Source organism: Collimonas arenae (assembly GCF_001584165.1).
Lineage (GTDB): Bacteria > Pseudomonadota > Gammaproteobacteria > Burkholderiales > Burkholderiaceae_D > Collimonas > Collimonas arenae.
Genome location: NZ_CP013233.1, coordinates 648,194 through 667,944, shown reverse-complemented (window position 1 = coordinate 667,944; position 19,751 = coordinate 648,194). Strand labels below are relative to the sequence as shown.

General features: G+C 54.4%; 13 protein-coding genes, 1 tRNA gene, 3 rRNA genes and 2 pseudogenes. 8 read left to right on the top strand and 11 right to left on the bottom strand.

Features of this window, described 5'->3' with window-relative positions:
* Nucleotides 1-62: 62 nt before the first annotated feature.
* Together CAter10_RS03185 and CAter10_RS03180 are read left to right on the top strand one after the other, a co-directional pair.
* Nucleotides 63-2,897, top strand: coding sequence for a valine--tRNA ligase (locus CAter10_RS03185; protein ID WP_061532254.1), 2,835 nt, complete (start codon nt 63-65; stop codon nt 2,895-2,897).
* A 97-nt stretch (nt 2,898-2,994) separates the two neighbouring features.
* Nucleotides 2,995-3,429: a DUF2147 domain-containing protein gene (locus CAter10_RS03180; protein ID WP_417924717.1), complete on the top strand. Its 435-nt coding sequence runs from the start codon at nt 2,995-2,997 to the stop codon at nt 3,427-3,429.
* A 112-nt stretch (nt 3,430-3,541) separates the two neighbouring features.
* Here the strand turns inward: CAter10_RS03180 and CAter10_RS03175 are convergent, their stop codons facing one another.
* The 9 genes and pseudogenes from CAter10_RS03175 to CAter10_RS03130 all read right to left on the bottom strand — a co-directional run bounded on the left by CAter10_RS03175 (nt 3,542) and on the right by CAter10_RS03130 (nt 13,498).
* Nucleotides 3,542-4,384, bottom strand: a complete 843-nt coding sequence (locus CAter10_RS03175; protein ID WP_061532252.1) for a 2-keto-4-pentenoate hydratase — start codon at nt 4,382-4,384, stop codon at nt 3,542-3,544.
* A 150-nt stretch (nt 4,385-4,534) separates the two neighbouring features.
* Nucleotides 4,535-4,878: pseudogene (locus CAter10_RS03170) on the bottom strand (YaiI/YqxD family protein).
* A gap of 151 nt (nt 4,879-5,029) precedes the next feature.
* Nucleotides 5,030-6,088, bottom strand: a complete 1,059-nt coding sequence (gene ruvB, locus CAter10_RS03165) for a Holliday junction branch migration DNA helicase RuvB (protein WP_061532251.1) — start codon at nt 6,086-6,088, stop codon at nt 5,030-5,032.
* Nucleotides 6,089-6,179: 91 nt separating this feature from the next.
* Nucleotides 6,180-6,757: pseudogene (ruvA, locus tag CAter10_RS03160) on the bottom strand (Holliday junction branch migration protein RuvA).
* 170 nt (nt 6,758-6,927) lie between these two features.
* Nucleotides 6,928-7,040, bottom strand: a 5S ribosomal RNA gene (gene rrf / locus CAter10_RS03155).
* 166 nt (nt 7,041-7,206) lie between these two features.
* Nucleotides 7,207-10,076 (bottom strand): 23S ribosomal RNA (locus CAter10_RS03150).
* 425 nt (nt 10,077-10,501) lie between these two features.
* Nucleotides 10,502-10,578: transfer RNA gene (locus CAter10_RS03140), tRNA-Ile, on the bottom strand.
* Between the two features lie 123 nt (nt 10,579-10,701).
* Nucleotides 10,702-12,231: ribosomal RNA gene (locus tag CAter10_RS03135) — 16S ribosomal RNA — on the bottom strand.
* Together the 16S, 23S and 5S rRNA genes with 1 tRNA gene alongside form the textbook arrangement of a ribosomal RNA operon.
* A 490-nt stretch (nt 12,232-12,721) precedes the next feature.
* Nucleotides 12,722-13,498 carry an enoyl-CoA hydratase gene (locus tag CAter10_RS03130; protein WP_061532250.1) on the bottom strand — a complete coding sequence of 259 codons (777 nt, stop codon included), beginning with the start codon at nt 13,496-13,498 and terminating at the stop codon, nt 12,722-12,724.
* 205 nt (nt 13,499-13,703) lie between these two features.
* Here CAter10_RS03130 and CAter10_RS03125 point away from each other — a divergent pair, with 205 nt between their 5' ends.
* Nucleotides 13,704-14,141 carry a universal stress protein gene (locus CAter10_RS03125; protein WP_061532249.1) on the top strand — a complete coding sequence of 146 codons (438 nt, stop codon included), beginning with the start codon at nt 13,704-13,706 and terminating at the stop codon, nt 14,139-14,141.
* A gap of 44 nt (nt 14,142-14,185) precedes the next feature.
* Here CAter10_RS03125 and mltA read toward each other — a convergent pair whose 3' ends face one another.
* Entirely contained in the window at nt 14,186-15,385 is a 1,200-nt protein-coding gene (gene mltA, locus CAter10_RS03120; protein ID WP_061532248.1) for a murein transglycosylase A, read from the bottom strand.
* A 12-nt stretch (nt 15,386-15,397) separates the two neighbouring features.
* Between mltA and CAter10_RS22710 the strand changes: the two genes are divergently transcribed.
* On the top strand, nt 15,398-15,541 hold the full coding sequence (locus CAter10_RS22710) for a hypothetical protein (protein WP_164840407.1): 144 nt from the start codon (nt 15,398-15,400) through the stop codon (nt 15,539-15,541).
* Nucleotides 15,542-15,543: 2 nt separating this feature from the next.
* Here CAter10_RS22710 and apaG read toward each other — a convergent pair whose 3' ends face one another.
* A complete protein-coding gene (gene apaG / locus CAter10_RS03115; RefSeq protein ID WP_061532247.1) occupies nt 15,544-15,918 on the bottom strand; it encodes a Co2+/Mg2+ efflux protein ApaG in 375 nt (124 codons plus the stop codon).
* A 157-nt stretch (nt 15,919-16,075) separates the two neighbouring features.
* Here apaG and rpe point away from each other — a divergent pair, with 157 nt between their 5' ends.
* The 4 genes from rpe (at nt 16,076) to CAter10_RS03095 (ending at nt 19,745) form a co-directional block, all read left to right on the top strand.
* Nucleotides 16,076-16,741 (top strand): ribulose-phosphate 3-epimerase, encoded by a 666-nt coding sequence (gene rpe, locus CAter10_RS03110; protein WP_061532246.1) that lies wholly within the window; start codon nt 16,076-16,078, stop codon nt 16,739-16,741.
* Nucleotides 16,738-17,439 (top strand): phosphoglycolate phosphatase, encoded by a 702-nt coding sequence (locus CAter10_RS03105; RefSeq protein WP_061532245.1) that lies wholly within the window; start codon nt 16,738-16,740, stop codon nt 17,437-17,439. The genes rpe and CAter10_RS03105 overlap by 4 nt, the downstream gene beginning before the upstream one ends.
* A gap of 219 nt (nt 17,440-17,658) precedes the next feature.
* A complete protein-coding gene (gene trpE / locus CAter10_RS03100) occupies nt 17,659-19,176 on the top strand; it encodes an anthranilate synthase component I (RefSeq protein WP_061532244.1) in 1,518 nt (505 codons plus the stop codon).
* Nucleotides 19,176-19,745, top strand: a complete 570-nt coding sequence (locus CAter10_RS03095) for an aminodeoxychorismate/anthranilate synthase component II (protein WP_061532243.1) — start codon at nt 19,176-19,178, stop codon at nt 19,743-19,745. The genes trpE and CAter10_RS03095 overlap by 1 nt, the downstream gene beginning before the upstream one ends.
* Nucleotides 19,746-19,751 lie beyond the last annotated feature (6 nt).

Below are 19,751 nucleotides of genomic sequence, written 5' to 3'. Positions count from 1 at the left end.
ATGCTAGGAGCCAGTCGGCTGCGTACTTTATAATCATCGTTTTAGGAAAAACACCAATAATCATGGAATTAGCCAAGTCTTTCGACCCTGCCGAGATTGAACAATTCTGGCGTAGCGAGTGGGAAAAGCGCGGGTATTACACCGCCACCGCCGACGCCGACAAACCATCCTTCAGCATTCAGTTGCCGCCGCCCAACGTGACTGGCACGCTACACATGGGGCACGCCTTCAATCAGACCATCATGGATGGCCTGACGCGTTACCATCGCATGCGCGGTTTCAACACGGCATGGATTCCCGGCACCGATCACGCCGGTATCGCGACGCAGATCGTGGTCGAACGACAACTCGATGCACAGAAAGTCTCGCGCCATGACTTGGGACGCGAGAAATTCATCGAAAAAGTCTGGGAGTGGAAAGAAAAATCCGGTTCGACCATCACTGGCCAGATGCGCCGTCTGGGCGCCTCCGCTGACTGGAGCCGTGAATATTTCACGATGGACGACAAGCTGTCCGGCACCGTCACTGAAGTGTTCGTGCGCCTGTTCGAGCAAGGCCTGATCTACCGCGGCAAACGGCTGGTCAACTGGGATCCGGTGCTGGGCACCGCGGTGTCGGACCTTGAAGTGGTGTCGGAAGAAGAAGATGGCTCGATGTGGCACATCCGCTATCCGTTCGCCGACGGCAGCGGCCATTTGACGGTAGCGACTACCCGTCCGGAAACCCTGCTGGGCGACGTCGCGGTGGCAGTCGATCCGACTGACGAGCGTTATATCCACCTGGTCGGCAAGATGCTGAAGCTGCCGCTGACCGATCGCGAAATCCCGATCATCGCCGACAGCTATGTCGACAAGGAATTCGGCACCGGCTGTGTGAAGATCACCCCCGCGCACGACTTCAACGACTATGCGGTGGGACAACGGCACAAGCTGGCGCAAATCACCATACTGACGCTGGACGCCAAGATCAACGAAAACGGCCCGGCCAAATATCAAGGCCTCGATCGTTTCGTCGCCCGCAAACAGATCGTTGCCGATCTGGACGCCGCAGGCCTGCTCGAATCCGTCAAGCCGCACAAGCTGATGGTGCCGCGCGGCGACCGCACCGGCGTCGTCATCGAACCGATGCTGACCGACCAATGGTTCGTGGCGATGAGCAAGCCGGCGCCGGAAGGCACGCATTTCCCGGGCAAATCGATTACCGAGGTCGCGCTGGAAAAAGTCGCCAACGGCGAAATCCAGATGATTCCGGAAAACTGGAATAACACCTACAACCAGTGGCTCAACAACATCCAGGACTGGTGCATCTCCCGCCAACTGTGGTGGGGCCACCAGATCCCGGCCTGGTATGCCGACGACGGCAAGATCTATGTCGCCCGCAATGAAGCGGACGCCAAGGCACAAGCTGCGGCAGCCGGCTATACCGGTCCGCTACGCCGCGACGACGATGTGCTCGACACCTGGTTCTCGTCCGCGCTGGTACCGTTCTCGACCCTCGGCTGGCCGGAAGAAACGCCTGACTACAAGATGTTCTTGCCGTCATCGGTGCTTGTCACCGGTTTCGACATCATCTTCTTCTGGGTCGCGCGGATGGTCATCATGACCACCCACTTCACCGGCAAGGTGCCATTCAAGACCGTGTATGTACACGGCCTGGTGCGTGACGGTAATGGCCAGAAAATGTCGAAGTCGAAGGGCAATACGCTCGATCCGATCGATCTGATCGACGGCATCAGCCTTGATGATCTGGTGGCCAAGCGTACCGTTGGCCTGATGAATCCGAAGCAGGCTGACAGCATTGCCAAGGCAACCCGCAAGGAATTCGCAGACGGCATCCCGGCCTTCGGCACCGATGCGCTGCGCTTTACCTTCGCCTCGCTGGCGACGCTCGGCCGCAACATCAACTTCGACCTCGGCCGCTGCGACGGCTATCGCAATTTCTGCAACAAGCTGTGGAACGCCACCCGTTTCGTGCTGATGAATACCGAAGGCAAGGACTGCGGTTTCGATGGTCATACGCCGGGCGTCTGCGACAAGGAGAAGCTGCAGTTCTCGCAGGCCGACCGCTGGATCGTGTCGCTGCTGCAGCGTACCGAAGCAGAAGTCGCCAAGGGTTTCGCCGACTACCGTTTCGACAATATCGCCTCGGCCATCTACAAATTTGTCTGGGATGAATATTGCGACTGGTATCTGGAAGTCGCCAAGGTGCAGATCCAGCAAGGCAATGAAGCGCAGCAGCGCGCTACCCGCCGCACCTTGTTGCGCGTGTTGGAAGTGGTGCTGCGCCTGGCGCATCCGATCATTCCATTCGTCACCGAAGCCTTGTGGCAAAGCGTCGCGCCGCTGACCGGCAAGACACTGGATCCGGCCGGCGACTCCATCATGCGCCAGTCGTATCCGGAAGCAAATCTGGAAAAGATCGACGAAAGCGCAGAAGCCTGGATGACGCAGTTGAAATCGCTGACCGATGCATGCCGCAATCTGCGTGGCGAAATGCAATTGTCGCCGGCGCAGCGGGTGCCGCTGATTATTGCCGGCTCAGCGGAACAGCAGACAGTGTTGCAATCCTTCGCCCCCTATCTGCAGGCCCTGGCCAAGTTGGCAGAAGTGCAAGTAGTAGAGACTCTACCCGAATCCCCGGCGCCGGTCTCGATAGTCGGTGATGCTAAGCTGCTGCTCAAAGTAGAAATTGATGTTGCAGCTGAACGCGAACGGCTTGGCAAGGAAATCACCCGCATCGAGGGTGAAATCGTCAAAGCTCAGGCCAAGTTGGGCAACGAAAGCTTTGTCGCTCGTGCGCCAGCCCAGGTTGTGGCGCAAGAGCAAGAGCGTCTTGCCAATTTTTCGGGTACGCTGGAGAAGTTACGCGAACAGTTTGCAAAGTTAAAAGTATCTTGATTCCTTACCAATAATGTGTGCGCTCCGGCTACAGCTACGTAGTCGGAGCCACAAATACAGGAGACAAAGCATGCACAAACTTTCAACGCGACTTTTGATGGCCACAATCGCCAGCAGCGCCCTGCTGGCTTTTGGCGCTTTCGCTCAGGACATCAACTCACCGGTGGGACTCTGGAAAAATATCGATGATCACAGCGGCAAACCAAAAGCGCTGATCCGTATTACCGAATCCAACGGCGAACTGCGCGGCAAGATCGAAAAACTGCTGCGCGATCCGAGCGAAGACCAGAATCCGAAATGCGTCAAATGCGAAGGTGCGCTGAAAGACCAGCCCATCCTCGGCATGACCATCATCACCGGAATGAAGCATGACGGCGACGAATACAACGGTGGCCAGATTCTCGATCCGGACAACGGCAAGGTCTACAAGAGCAAGATGTCGCTGACCGATGGCGGCAAGAAATTGAATGTGCGTGGCTACATCGGCGTACCACTGCTCGGCCGAACACAAACCTGGCTACGCGAAGAATAAAGTAGCGCAGCGCCGTCACTTTAATGTATTCAGGCAAAAAAAATGCCGTTCAGCTGAAAGCTCGAACGGCATTTTTCATATACGGCAGGAATAACAGCGTTGCCGGCCTGGCTCAGACAAAAGAGACGGTCAAGCCCGGCAGCGCAATCCCTGAAAAAGCGGTCACCCAGGTTTGCCCAGCTTGCACCGGATACGCATCGGTCCAAGTGCCGGTAGTGATGATCTCACCCGCTTGCAACGGCGCGAACTGCGATTGTGCATTGAGCTGCTGATGCAAATGCCACAACGCGTGCACCGGACTATCCAGCACATCGCTACCAAAACCGGCACCACACAATGTCACCGAATCTTCTGTGCAGCATGACAGCGAAACGCTGGCATTGGCCAACATGCTGGCCAGATTGCGCCGGGTCGCAGACGACAACACATGTGGCTCGCCAATAATCAGCGTGCCGTGCAAGCCGAATGCGGCAATCGCATCAACCGCATCGAATTTCCAATCCGGAAATGGGCAAACCGCGATTTCAAATGCGTGCGCCATCCATTCGATGCAATCGGCCAACTCTTCGATACCGGCATCCGGCGATGGTGTCGTGCCAAGACTGAATACCACTTCCGGTTCAATGCGCGGCTGCAACGCGCCGTCCAGACTTTGAATCCCACGGTTATCTTCCGCATAGCGCACCGTCGTATCAAATACGTGGGCCCAAAAAGGTTCATCGATGGCTTTGGTAACGCCATATTTTTTCCATATGGTGCGGTTACTGAACCCAAGCTTGCGACCGACCGGAGTTGCCCCCTGGCCGATGCTCGCATCAAGTATACGCTTGCCGATATCGTAGCCATCCATCGGTGAAAGGACATCCGCATTCGACAGCAGGGGCATCAGTTTGGCGCACGCCCGCGCATCGAGAAGCTGATGGGCATAACGGTTAGCTTTGGTGGACATGAGCATGGTTGATTTGTACACTATTAGTGAACACTATCGTATTGTCTGTGACGTTTAATTTTTATACAAGCATCGAATGATTGCCTTTTCGATACTCACACAAAAAGAAACGTCATACCTGCCATCACATATAGATAGTGGGGGTATTGAAAAAATTCATCGACTGCGATGTTTTTGTAAAAACCGGTCAAGCTGTGATGCAAACAAATGGCGATCGCCCTGACTGAATGCGGCAGGACCGCCTGTTTCGACTCCACTGGAACGTAACTCATCCATGAAATTGCGCATCGTCAATTGCTGCTGGATATTGTCCTTGGTATAAAACTCCCGCGTGGATTCAATGCGTGGCCACCCTTTTCCAGTACATCCGCCGCCAGCGGAATATCGCCAGTGATCACCAGGTCGCCAACTTGCAACAAGCGCACGATCTCACGGTCTGCAACATCAAAACCTGACGGCACTTGCACCGCCCTGACGAAACGGGACGGCGGCACCCTCAACAATTTGTTGGCAACCAGGATCAGCTGTATCTGCAATCGATCGGCAACCCGGTACAGAATCTCTTTGATTACGTTGGGGCAGGCATCTGCATCCACCCAGATTTGCATGCCTGTAGGTTGAGCCGGTGCTTCAACCGATGACGGCTGCGAATTAATTTTGCCCCCACAACTCACCGTTAGGTCCGGTTCGCGGCGCCGCAACACCAAAATGACTGTATGCGGCCGGGGTAGCAATACGACCACGCGGAGTCCGTTGCAAATATCCCTGCTGAATCAGATACGGCTCAAGGACATCCTCGATGGTGTCGCGCTCTTCCCCAATGGCTGCCGCAAGATTATCCAGCCCCACCGGCCCACCACCAAATTTGAACAGCACCGCTTCCAGCAACTTCCTGTCCATGATGTCGAAACCAACCGGGTCGACATCCAGCATCACCAGCGCAGCATCAGCCATCGCCTTGGTGATTTCACCATTACCTTTGACTTCTGCATAATCGCGCACGCGCCGCAACAGGCGATTGGCGATACGCGGCGTACCGCGACTACGCTTGGCAATTTCGAATGCGCCATCATCTACAATCGGCGCGCCCAGCAATGACGCGCTACGAGTGACAATCTTGCTAAGCTGCAATGGTGTATAGAACTCAAGCCTGGCGACAATACCGAAACGATCGCGTAGCGGATTGGTCAGCATGCCGGCACGCGTAGTGGCGCCAACCAGGGTAAATGGCTGCAAATCGAGTCGCACGGATCTGGCTGCAGGCCCTTCACCGATCATAATGTCAATTTGATAGTCTTCCAATGCCGGGTACAGGATTTCCTCTACAACCGGCGACAAACGGTGAATTTCATCAATAAACAGAACGTCGTTTGCCTCAAGATTGGTCAGCAGCGCTGCCAAGTCGCCAGCACGTTCAAGTACCGGTCCCGAAGTCTGGCGCAAATTGACACCCATTTCACGCGCAATAATATGCGCCAAGGTGGTTTTTCCCAAGCCAGGCGGACCGAACAGCAAGGTGTGATCCAGCGCTTCGCGCCGTTGCCGCGCAGCGGTGATAAATATTTGCAACTGATCACGTATCTTTTCCTGACCGACGTACTCGTCCAGCTGCTTGGGCCGCAACGCCCGCTCGATCGCCTCTTCGTTCGGCGAAGCCGGTGTAGCGGCAATGATGCGTTGTTCGGTGAAATCGTCGGTTTGGATACTCATGATCGGATTGTAGCCAGTGTGCGGCGATTAAATATAGAAAAAAATTCGCGACGCCAATAAAAGACAAATCTTCCTGCTTTGTACCGCTGACTTAAAGCTTCGACAGCACTTTCAATGCGAGCTTGATACCTTCTGACACGGTCGTATCCGCCGGCAATTGCTTCAACGCAAGTATCGCCTCTTTGTCGGAATAACCAAGCGCAATCAGCGCATTCAAAATATCGCCGCTGGCATCGCTGCCGTGCGGGCTACCGACCGGCCCCAAATCTGCGCCCAGCTTGCCTTTCAGCTCCAGGAGCAGGCGCTCCGCTGTTTTTTGCCAATGCCAGGCACTTTGGTCAACCGCCCAGCTTCCTGCAAAGTAACAGCCTGGGCCAGATCCTGCACCGACATGCCGGACAGGATAGAAAGTGCAGTGCGGGCGCCCACGCCGCTGATCTTGATCAGCTGCTTGAAGACATTTCGCTCTTCTGCGCTGCCAAAACCATACAACACGTGCGCATCTTCGCGTATCGCCAGATGTGTCAGCAAGGCGACTTTTTCACCGAGTCCCGGCAGATTATAGAAAGTACTCATCGGCACCCCGACTTCGTAACCGACGCCATTGCAATCGATCAGTAGTTGAGGAGGATTTTTCTCGAGCAGAATGCCTGAAAGACGACCTATCATCGCGGTATGGCCTTAATGTGAATCAATGAATCATACAGGACAACTGGTTAAAAACACAGTAGTTTTCTTGCGAGAATGCTGAAATTGAGCGAAGTGAACAGAAAGATTAAATTTTCTGCGCAAAGCAAAAACCCTCTGCACGCTAAGATGCAGAGGGTTTTTTAATAAAAGCCTGACGATGACCTACTTTCACACTGGTTGCAGCACTATCATCGGCGCAAAGTCGTTTCACGGTCCTGTTCGGGATGGGAAGGGGTGGTACCAACTCGCTATGGTCATCAGGCATAACTTGTAACCGTTAGTTGTTCTCCAGTTGGAGCAACAACTAACGCAATCTAGAAGAAGTAGTTTTTTATACCGGGTTCACGAGGGTAAGTGAACCCGGTTGGGTATGAATGCACATTATCTGGCAAACAATAAAAGCTCATCATATAACCTGCTAAGGTTATAGGGACAAGCCTCACGGGCAATTAGTATCAGTTAGCTTAACGTATTACTACGCTTCCACACCTGACCTATCAACGTCCTGGTCTCGAACGACCCTTTAGGGGAATCTAGTTCCCGGGAAATATCATCTTAAGGCAAGTTTCCCGCTTAGATGCTTTCAGCGGTTATCTCTTCCGAACTTAGCTACCCGGCAATGCCACTGGCGTGACAACCGGTACACCAGAGGTTCGTCCACTCCGGTCCTCTCGTACTAGGAGCAGCCCCCTTCAAATTTCCAACGCCCACGGCAGATAGGGACCAAACTGTCTCACGACGTTTTAAACCCAGCTCACGTACCACTTTAAATGGCGAACAGCCATACCCTTGGGACCGGCTACAGCCCCAGGATGTGATGAGCCGACATCGAGGTGCCAAACTCCCCCGTCGATATGAACTCTTGGGAGGAATCAGCCTGTTATCCCCAGAGTACCTTTTATCCGTTGAGCGATGGCCCTTCCATACAGAACCACCGGATCACTATGTCCTACTTTCGTACCTGCTCGACTTGTCAGTCTCGCAGTTAAGCACGCTTATGCCATTGCACTATTAGCACGATGTCCGACCGTACCTAGCGTACCTTCGAACTCCTCCGTTACACTTTGGGAGGAGACCGCCCCAGTCAAACTGCCTACCATGCACTGTCCCCGATCCGGATAACGGACCAAGGTTAGAACCTCAAACAAACCAGGGTGGTATTTCAAGGTTGGCTCCACGAGAACTAGCGTCCCCGCTTCAAAGCCTCCCACCTATCCTACACAGATTGGTTCAAAGTCCAATGCAAAGCTACAGTAAAGGTTCATGGGGTCTTTCCGTCTAGCCGCGGGTAGATTGCATCATCACAAACATTTCAACTTCGCTGAGTCTCGGGAGGAGACAGTGTGGCCATCGTTACGCCATTCGTGCAGGTCGGAACTTACCCGACAAGGAATTTCGCTACCTTAGGACCGTTATAGTTACGGCCGCCGTTTACTGGGACTTCAATCAAGAGCTTGCACCCCATCATTTAATCTTCCAGCACCGGGCAGGCGTCACACCCTATACGTCCACTTTCGTGTTTGCAGAGTGCTGTGTTTTTATTAAACAGTCGCAGCCACCTTTTTATTGCAGCCCTTTCGTCCTTCTGGCGCAGGCCAGTCAAACTACCGGGGCGTACCTTATCCCGAAGTTACGGTACAAATTTGCCGAGTTCCTTCTCCCGAGTTCTCTCAAGCGCCTTAGAATACTCATCTCGCCCACCTGTGTCGGTTTGCGGTACGGTCTCGTTAGACTGAAGCTTAGAGGCTTTTCTTGGAACCACTTCCGATTGCTTCGCAAACAAGTTTGCTCGTCCCATACCCTTGAATTACGCTGCCGGATTTGCCTAACAGCCTTCTCTGATATAGGAACCGGGACTTCCAACACCCGGACAACCTTCCGCGATCCGTCCCCCCATCGCATCTAACGACGGTGCAGGAATATTAACCTGCTTCCCATCAGCTACGCATCTCTGCCTCGCCTTAGGGGCCGACTCACCCTGCTCCGATGAACGTTGAACAGGAAACCTTGGGCTTACGGCGTGGGGGCTTTTCACCCCCATTATCGCTACTCATGTCAGCATTCGCACTTCTGATACCTCCAGCATCCTTTACAAGACACCTTCGCAGGCTTACAGAACGCTCTCCTACCATATCCTTACGGATATCCGCAGCTTCGGTGACTGGCTTAGCCCCGTTACATCTTCCGCGCAGGACGACTCGATCAGTGAGCTATTACGCTTTCTTTAAAGGATGGCTGCTTCTAAGCCAACCTCCTGACTGTTTTAGCCTTCCCACTTCGTTTGCCACTTAGCCAATCTTTGGGACCTTAGCTGGCGGTCTGGGTTGTTTCCCTCTTGACGTCGGACGTTAGCACCCGGCGTCTGTCTCCCAAGCTCGCACTCATCGGTATTCGGAGTTTGCAATGGTTTGGTAAGTCGCGATGACCCCCTAGCCATAACAGTGCTCTACCCCCGATGGTGATACTTGAGGCACTACCTAAATAGTTTTCGGAGAGAACCAGCTATTTCCAAGTTTGTTTAGCCTTTCACCCCTACCCACAGCTCATCCCCTAATTTTTCAACATTAGTGGGTTCGGACCTCCAGTGCGTGTTACCGCACCTTCATCCTGGCCATGAGTAGATCACTTGGTTTCGGGTCTACACCCAGCGACTGAACGCCCTATTCGGACTCGATTTCTCTACGCCTTCCCTATACGGTTAAGCTTGCCACTGAATGTAAGTCGCTGACCCATTATACAAAAGGTACGCAGTCACGGAACAAGTCCGCTCCTACTGTTTGTATGCATACGGTTTCAGGATCTATTTCACTCCCCTTCCGGGGTTCTTTTCGCCTTTCCCTCACGGTACTGGTTCACTATCGGTCGATATCGAGTATTTAGCCTTGGAGGATGGTCCCCCCATGTTCAGACAGGATTACACGTGTCCCGCCCTACTTGTTGCAAGCTTAGTTCCACAATGATCATTTCGTATAAGGGGCTATCACCCTCTATGGCCGACGTTTCCAAGTCGTTCTACTATGTCCACTGCTAAAACTTGCGGCTGTTCCCATTTCGCTCGCCACTACTTTGGGAATCTCGGTTGATTCTTTCCTGCAGCTACTTAGATGTTTCAGTTCGCCACGTTCGCTTTGCACACCTATGTATTCAGTGTGCAATGACCTTACGGCCGGGTTTCCCCATTCGGAAATCTGCGGATCAAAGCTTGTTTGCTAGCTCCCCGCAGCTTATCGCAAGCTACTACGTCCTTCATCGCCTGATATCGCCAAGGCATCCACCATATGCACTTATTCACTTGTCCCTATAACTTTAGCCTCTGCCTGCGTTCACAGACAAAGAGCGGTTATAGAGGTATTTCTATGAGTTTAGCGTTTGCCGTATCCAAAGTGTTATCGCATTCTCTATGCAGCTTGCGCCCATAGAGTCTTTTGAGAACTCTTTACATACTTTTTGATTTGATACAATCATACCCATCAATCACCATGTCCACGCTTTCGCATCTTCACGACAATTGACGAATCTTTACTTCTTCTAGATTGTTAAAGAACAGTTATTGCTTTTGATCTTAAAAAGACCAAACCTAAATCTCAGTGCCGACTTCCCGCACCGACTTAGGTTTGACATTTCAGTACCACCAGTAACTGGTGGAGGTTGACGGGATCGAACCGACGACCCCCTGCTTGCAAAGCAGGTGCTCTCCCAGCTGAGCTAAACCCCGAAATTCTTTGGTGGGTCTGGTTGGGCTCGAACCAACGACCCCCGCGTTATCAACACGGTGCTCTAACCAACTGAGCTACAGACCCGCTTGGATCAGTACGAGCCTACCATCAACTTCAGCACTCTCATGCCGCAGCCTTTGACCGATACCTGTTCTTCTTGATTAACAGACGATAAGTGTGGACGCTTAACTTTCATGCAAACTCTAGAAAGGAGGTGATCCAGCCGCACCTTCCGATACGGCTACCTTGTTACGACTTCACCCCAGTCACGAATCCTACCGTGGTAAGCGCCCCCCTTGCGGTTAGGCTACCTACTTCTGGTAAAACCCGCTCCCATGGTGTGACGGGCGGTGTGTACAAGACCCGGGAACGTATTCACCGCGACATGCTGATCCGCGATTACTAGCGATTCCAACTTCATGTAGTCGAGTTGCAGACTACAATCCGGACTACGATACACTTTCTGGGATTAGCTCCCCCTCGCGGGTTGGCGGCCCTCTGTATGTACCATTGTATGACGTGTGAAGCCCTACCCATAAGGGCCATGAGGACTTGACGTCATCCCCACCTTCCTCCGGTTTGTCACCGGCAGTCTCATTAGAGTGCCCTTTCGTAGCAACTAATGACAAGGGTTGCGCTCGTTGCGGGACTTAACCCAACATCTCACGACACGAGCTGACGACAGCCATGCAGCACCTGTGTTACAGTTTTCTTTCGAACACTCCCAAATCTCTTCGGGATTCTGTACATGTCAAGGGTAGGTAAGGTTTTTCGCGTTGCATCGAATTAATCCACATCATCCACCGCTTGTGCGGGTCCCCGTCAATTCCTTTGAGTTTTAATCTTGCGACCGTACTCCCCAGGCGGTCTACTTCACGCGTTAGCTGCGTTACCAAGTCAATTAAGACCCGACAACTAGTAGACATCGTTTAGGGCGTGGACTACCAGGGTATCTAATCCTGTTTGCTCCCCACGCTTTCGTGCATGAGCGTCAGTGTTATCCCAGGGGGCTGCCTTCGCCATCGGTATTCCTCCACATCTCTACGCATTTCACTGCTACACGTGGAATTCTACCCCCTCTGACACACTCTAGCTATGCAGTCACAAATGCCATTCCCAGGTTAAGCCCGGGGATTTCACACCTGTCTTACATAACCGCCTGCGCACGCTTTACGCCCAGTAATTCCGATTAACGCTTGCACCCTACGTATTACCGCGGCTGCTGGCACGTAGTTAGCCGGTGCTTATTCTTCAGGTACCGTCATTAGCAAGAGATATTAGCTCTCACCGTTTCTTCCCTGACAAAAGAGCTTTACAACCCGAAGGCCTTCTTCACTCACGCGGCATTGCTGGATCAGGGTTGCCCCCATTGTCCAAAATTCCCCACTGCTGCCTCCCGTAGGAGTCTGGGCCGTGTCTCAGTCCCAGTGTGGCTGGTCGTCCTCTCAGACCAGCTACTGATCGATGCCTTGGTGAGCCTTTACCTCACCAACTAGCTAATCAGATATCGGCCGCTCTATGAGCATGAGGTCTTGCGAGCCCCCACTTTCATCCGTAGATCGTATGCGGTATTAGCTAATCTTTCGACTAGTTATCCCCCACTCAAAGGTACGTTCCGATATATTACTCACCCGTTCGCCACTCGTCAGCGGAGCAAGCTCCCTGTTACCGTTCGACTTGCATGTGTAAGGCATGCCGCCAGCGTTCAATCTGAGCCAGGATCAAACTCTTCAGTTCAATCTCTGTTTTGTGGCATTGCTGCCTAGCATCTCTGCTATCGCTCACTCAAAATACTGACAGGCCGTTTAAATAAATTTAAACGCCTATTTTCTTCTTTTGTGAACATTTAATGTTTTAAGTTATACGCCACCGATTTACATCAGCAACGCTGCACTTCCATCAAACGCCCACACTTATCGACTGTTAATTGTTAAAGAACCTTCTACTGCGCGTCACCCAACCACCCGGTTCGCGTTACCAACAAATCGTTTTGTTTGTCAGCAGCAGAGAGATGAGATTATGTAGCGTTTCCAGTTTTTCGTCAACTACTTTTTTACTAACCACCGAAAAACTTTTTACTAACCACACCAACTTCTTGCCCATCTTCCCGTTCCCACTTCGCACTCAAATCAGCACCAATTACTCGCTGCTCATTCGTTTTATTTCGCGTCGTTCTCAACGGGAGCCGAACTATAACAAACCATTTCCCCCTATGGCAAGTGGTTTGTTAAATATTTTTGAAAACAGGTAAACGTTTTTCCAGGAAGGCATGCATGCCTTCTTTCTGATCCTCGGTGGCGAAGGTGCTGTGGAACATGCGGCGCTCATATTGAATGCCTTCGGCCAAAGTCGTTTCATAGGCGCGATTGACCGATTCCTTGATCATCATGACCGCCGGCAGCGACATTGAGGAAATCACGATGGCCGCTTCCATGGCCTCCTGCAGCAGACGCTCCAGCGGCACCACGCGCGACACCAAGCCCGCGCGCTCCGCTTCGGCGGCATCCATCATGCGTGCGGTCAGGCACATGTCCATGGCTTTTGACTTCGATACCGCGCGGGGCAAGCGCTGCGTGCCGCCGGCACCCGGAATGATGCCCAGTTTGATTTCCGGCTGGCCGAACTTGGCGTTGTCGGCTGCAATGATGAAATCGCACATCATTGCCAACTCGCAACCGCCCCCCAAGGCAAAACCCGCCACGGCGGCGATCACAGGTTTGCGTACGCTGCGGATCGCTTCCCAGTTGCGAGTGATGTAGTCACCCTTGAATACATCCATATAAGAGAGGGCCGCCATGCCGCCGATATCGGCGCCGGCGGCAAAGGCCTTGTCGCTGCCGGTCAAGACTATGCATCCGATTTCCGGATCGGCGTCAAACTGGAGAAGCGCCTTACCCAGCTCGCTCATCAATTGATCATTCAGGGCATTCAAGGCCTTCGGGCGATTCAGATGGATCAGCCCGACTTTGCCTTGTGTCTCGACCAGGATATTTTCGTATGTCATTGGATCTTCCATTTCATGTAAATCGTTTGATGTTAATTGTAGCGCCGCTGGATAAGGGATAGGATGACTCTATATATAGCAGCGCACCACCTCACGAGGAATTTATCAGGTTTCAGATTGTCTCTATTGAAGGTATCTATATTACCGAGAAGATTCCGAGATTTCGACCGATACCCGCTTTTCCCCAACTAGAAGGAGGCTAACCATGTTCAAGACCATTCTAGTCCCTACCGACGGATCGCATCTATCCGATAAAGCAATCGCCACCGCCATCGAGTTTGCCAAGTTCAGCAGCGGCAAGATCATTGCCCTTTCCGTTGCCGAGCCCTACCCGTTCTCACCGATGGCAGAAAGCACCATGGCCACCGACCCCGGCACCTATGAAGAGAACATGCTGGCGCTGGCGCAGTTGAACGTAAAAAAAGTCGCCGATGCCGCCAGAGATGCGGGCGTACCTTGTGAAAGGCTGACCGCCCAGGCATTCAATCCCGACGAAGAGATCATCAACGCCGCCGAGAAATATCACTGCGACGCGATTTTCATGGCGTCGCACGGCCGCAGCGGACTCAGCCGTCTGTTCCTGGGCAGCAAAACACAGAGGGTATTGGCCCACTCGACGATTCCGGTACTGGTGCTGCGTTGAGGTTTCATCAAATTTCGCGCGCCCTACATCGAACTTGGCCCCTGTTATCGGACAGCGGCCAACTTCGGCAGTAGCAGCCACATCATGCCGCGCTGCTTCATCTTGCCGGCCTTATCGCCGGCTTCATTGCCAAACCCCCAGAAGAAATCGGCCCGGACCGCGCCCTTGATGGCGCCGCCGGTGTCTTGCGCCACCACCAGCTGCTGCAGCAGAGCACCGCTGTTGGGCTGGGTCGTCGACAGAAACACCGGGGTACCGAGCGGCACGAACTGCGGATCGACCGCAATCGAGCGTTGCGGCGTCAGCGGCACACCCTGCGCGCCTTTCGGCCCTTTGCTCGGATCGGTGACGATCTCTTCCTTGAAAAAGACGTAGCTTGGATTGGCATTCAATAATTCCTGCTGCCGCCCCGGATTCGCCGCCAGCCAGGCCTTGATGCCTTGTGCGGACGCCTGGGCCAACGTCAATTCGCCTTTATCGACCAGATAGCGGCCGATCGATTTGTACGGATAACCATTCTGGTCGGCATAAGCTACACGCACGACGCCGCCGGTGTCATTCAACTGAACCCGACCGGAACCTTGCACCTGCAGGAAAAATGCATCGATCGGGTCATCCACCCACAGCAGCTCCTTGCCGACCAGGGCGCCGGACTTGTCCAGCTCGGCACGGTTTGCGTAAGGCACCACCTTGTTGCCAACCAGGCGGCCACGCAGTCGCAGCCCCTTCAATTCCGGATAAATACTGGCCAGGTCGACCGTGATCAGATCGTCCGGCGCCCGGTAGATCGGCGTCTGGTAAGGGCCACCGCGTTTGCGCGCGCCTTTCAACAACGGTTCGTAGTAGCCGGTGACCAGTCCGTTATCCGTGCCATCGGCATTGACAACTTGATAAGGCGTGAAAAAAGACTGGAAAAACGTGCGAATTGCTTTTTCGTTATTACCATCCAGGTCGGCCGCAATCGCGCACGGCTCTTTCCAGTCAACCTTGCGCGCCTGAGTCGTGCAGGAAGTCAGGAAAGCCGGCAGCGCCTGGCGCAAATCGTCACTGGCCCAGCCGGGCAACGCCGAAAACGTGGTTGCGCGCAGGGTGGCGCCGGGCGGCGTTGACGGCAGCGGCGCCGCTTCAGTCGGCCGCGGCGTTTCCTTGGACGGTGGCGTGGTCAGGGGAGTGGTGGTGCAGGCAGCTAAACTGAAACCAATAATCAGGGCAGAAACGGGTAGACTGATACGTTTAAATAGCATTTAGGATTCTTTATGTGGTTAGTGGCTCTTGAAGCGTGCTTCGCCTTCTTTGTGTTCGCATTCATTGTCTGGTGGACGATGTTTTCCGGTCGCAAGCCGGACCAAAAGCCGCCGGCCAAGCCGTTGCCGCCTAAAGACGACAGCAACGCCAAATAAATTCAGTGCAGGGTGCGCGGCAGCGACAGGACGAACTCGGGAATCCGCGCCTCGAATTGCTCGCCATCTTCGGCAACACAGAAATATTCGCCGGACATCGAACCCTGCGGCGTCGCCATCGAGGTGCCGCTGGTGTATTCGAATTGCTCGCCCGGCTGCAGCAGCGGCTGATGACCGACCACACCCAAGCCGCGCACTTCCTCGACATGATTGTTGGCATCGGTAATCACCCAGTGACGCGAGATCAATTGCGCAGCGACCTGTCCGGTATTGCGGATCGTAATCGCGTAGGCGAATACAAAGTGCGAACTGTCGGGATCGGATTGCTCTTCCAGATACTGTGTCCTGACAGAAACGGTAAATTCATAGGCGGCCATGCTGGGTTCCTCGATTGGCACTGATTACTTTCAAAATGATTGCGACTAGCGAGCCATTGCACACGAATTTACCCCAGGGCGCAAGCAGCAAGGAAGCCAGATGCCGCCCTAAAGGGTAAAATAGCTCTCTTTTTTGCGCCTTCCCTGGATAGCCTTCATGCCAACCTATCGTATCGCCCCCAGCATTCTTTCCGCCGACTTCGCCCGCCTGGGTGAAGAAGTACGCAACGTTGTCCGCGACGGCGCCGACATGATCCACTTCGACGTGATGGACAACCATTACGTTCCCAACCTGACCATCGGCCCGCTGGTGTGTGAAGCGATCCGCCCGCACGTGCAGGTGCCGATCGATGTCCACTTGATGGTCAAACCGGTCGACCGCATCATTCCGGACTTCGCCAAGGCCGGCGCCAACATCATTACTTTCCACCCGGAAGCATCGGAACACATTGATCGTTCGCTGCAGCTGATCCGCGATCATGGCTGCAAGGCTGGCCTGGTTTTCAATCCAGCAACATCATTGGATTACCTTGATTACGTGATGGACAAGATCGACATCATCCTGATCATGTCGGTCAACCCAGGCTTCGGCGGCCAGTCGTTCATCCCGGAAGCGCTCAAGAAGATTGCCGAAGCGCGCCGACGGATCGACGCCTCGGGGCGCGACATCATGCTGGAAGTCGACGGCGGCATCAAGATCGACAACATCGCGGCAGCCGCCAAGGCCGGTGCGGACACCTTTGTCGCCGGTTCGGCCATCTTCGGCAAACCCGATTACAAGTCCGTGATCGACAACATGCGCGCGGAACTGGCCAAAGTATGAGTACAGCAGCAGCGTCAGAAGTGATTGCCCTGAGCGGCATCGCGGCCGCCATCATTGACCTCGATGGCACCATGCTCGACACCGCGCCGGATTTCCAGGTTGCAGTGAATCGCATGCGCGACGAGATGGATCTGGCGCCGCTGGAACAAAAAACCATTGTTGACTTCGTCGGCAAAGGCAGCGAAAACCTGATTCGCCGTGTGCTTGCGGTCGATTTTCCAGCGCAGCAAGTCGAGCAGCATTTCGACGCGGCGCTCAACTCCTACCAACGCCATTACGAAGTCGTCAACGGCACCCATGCCAGCCTGTATCCCGGCGTGGTCGAAGGCTTGCAGGCGATGCGCGACAAGGGCTTGCGGCTGGCGTGCGTCACCAACAAGCCGTTGGTGTTCGCTTTGGCACTGCTGGAGAAAGCCGGGCTGCGCGATTATTTCGAACTGGTTTACGGCGGCGATTCGTTCCCGCGCAAGAAGCCGGACCCGATGCCGCTGCTGGCGGTTTGCGCCGATTTTGAGCTGGAACCGGCGCAGGTAGTCGCCATCGGCGATTCCAGCAACGACGCCCAGGCGGCGCGCGCAGCCGGTTGCCGGGTGTTCAACGTGCCGTATGGCTACAATCACGGCGAATCTATACAAGATGTCGATTCCGATGGTATAGTCGCTTCACTGCTCGTTGCAGCACATCATATTTCAACCTGATTCGCTTTATTTAACACCTCCCGATCTCTCATGTTCGTCAACAAAAAACTTCATGTCCTCCTAGCCGCCCCCGGGGCCTGGCTATGGCGACGCTGGCAATCCTGGGCTAACTGAACCCACTGATCGCCGCTGCCTGTCCATTTCTTAAACAATAGAAATCCTGGCAACGTTTTTTGTAATGAACCACCGCTGTTTTACAATAGCGGTCTGGAGAGAAACATGACCGAACTCGAATTCAAATCGCTGGCCACGCAAGGCTACAACCGCATTCCGCTGATCGCAGAAGCCTTTGCCGATCTCGAAACCCCGTTGACGCTGTACCTGAAACTGGCGCAAACCCAGCACACCGGGAAAAACACCTTCCTGCTGGAATCGGTAGTCGGCGGCGAGCGTTTCGGACGCTACTCGTTCATCGGCTTGCCGGCCTCGACGCTGTTGCGCAGCTATGGCACACGGATCGAAGTGGTCAAGGACGACAAGGTCATCGAAACCCGCGAAGGCAATCCGCTCGATTTCATCGCCGAATTCCAGTCGCGCTACAAAGTCGCGCTGCGCCCTGGCCTGCCGCGCTTTTGCGGTGGCCTGGCCGGTTATTTCGGTTACGACACGGTGCGCCATATCGAAAAACGCCTGGCTGACTCGACGCCAAAAGACGATCTCGGCCTGCCCGATATCCAATTGCTGCTGACCGAAGAACTGGCCGTCATCGATAATCTGTCCGGCAAGTTGTACTTGATCGTCTATGCCGATCCGACCCAGCCGGAAGCCTTCTCCAAAGGCCGCCAACGCCTGAAAGACTTGCGCAACATGCTGCGCCGCCCGGCCGATGCGCCGGTGACTTCGGCTTCGGTGCGTACCGAAACCATTCGCGAATTCAAGAAGGACGATTACCTGAAGGCAGTCGCCAAGGCCAAGGAATATGTGATGGCGGGCGACCTGATGCAGGTCCAGATCGGCCAGCGCATCAAGAAACCGTATGTCGATTCGCCGCTGATGCTGTATCGCGCGCTGCGCTCGCTGAATCCGTCGCCGTACATGTACTTCTACAATTTCGGCGACATGCAAATCGTCGGCGCCTCGCCGGAAATCCTGGTGCGCAACGAACAAACCTCTGCGCCTAAAGCTGGCAGCGGCGAAAGCAAGCGCAAGGTCACGATTCGTCCATTGGCTGGCACCCGGCCGCGCGGTTCGACTCCCGAGCAAGATGAGCAACTGGCAACCGAGTTGCTTGCCGATCCGAAGGAAATCGCCGAACACGTGATGCTGATCGACCTGGCCCGTAACGACATCGGCCGCATCGCCGAAACCGGCAGCGTCAAGGTCACCGATCAGATGGTGATCGAAAAATATTCGCATGTGCAGCACATCGTCTCGAATGTCGAAGGCGAACTCAAATCCGGCCTGTCCAACCTGGATGTCCTGAAAGCTACGTTCCCGGCCGGCACCTTGTCCGGTGCGCCGAAAGTGCGCGCCATGGAAATCATTGATGAACTGGAACTGACCAAGCGCGGCATCTACGGCGGCGCGTGCGGCTACCTGTCGTTCGGCGGCGAAATGGATGTCGCCATCGCGATCCGCACCGGCGTCATCAAGGATGGCATGCTGTATGTGCAGGCCGCAGCCGGCATCGTCGCCGATTCGGTGCCCGAGATGGAATGGCAGGAAACCGAAAACAAGGCACGCGCGGTACTGCGCGCGGCTGAACAGGTGCAAGACGGACTGGATGGAGAAATCTGATGCTGCTAATGATCGACAACTACGATTCCTTCACCTACAACCTGGTGCAATACTTCGGCGAACTGGGTGAAGATGTGCGTACATTCCGCAACGACGAAATCACGCTTGAAGAAATCCAGGCCCTGAAGCCGGACCGCATCTGCCTGTCGCCAGGACCGTGTAGCCCGAAGGAAGCCGGGATTTGCGTTGCATTGCTGCAGCAGTTTGCCGGCAAGCTGCCGATACTCGGCGTTTGCCTGGGCCACCAGGCCATCGGCGAAGCATTCGGCGGCAAGGTGGTTCGTGCGCAACAGGTCATGCATGGCAAGACCTCGCCGATTACCCACACCGGCGTCGGCGTATTCAAGGATTTACCTAGCCCGTTCACAGTAATTCGCTATCACTCGCTGGCAATCGAGCGTTCCTCGATTCCAGACTGCCTGGAAATCACGGCATGGACCGATGACGGTGAAATCATGGGCGTGCGGCACAAGGATTATGATATCGAGGGCGTGCAGTTCCACCCTGAATCGATCCTGTCGGAACACGGCCATGCGCTGCTGCGTAACTTCGTGCAAAGAACCGCTTGAATTCGT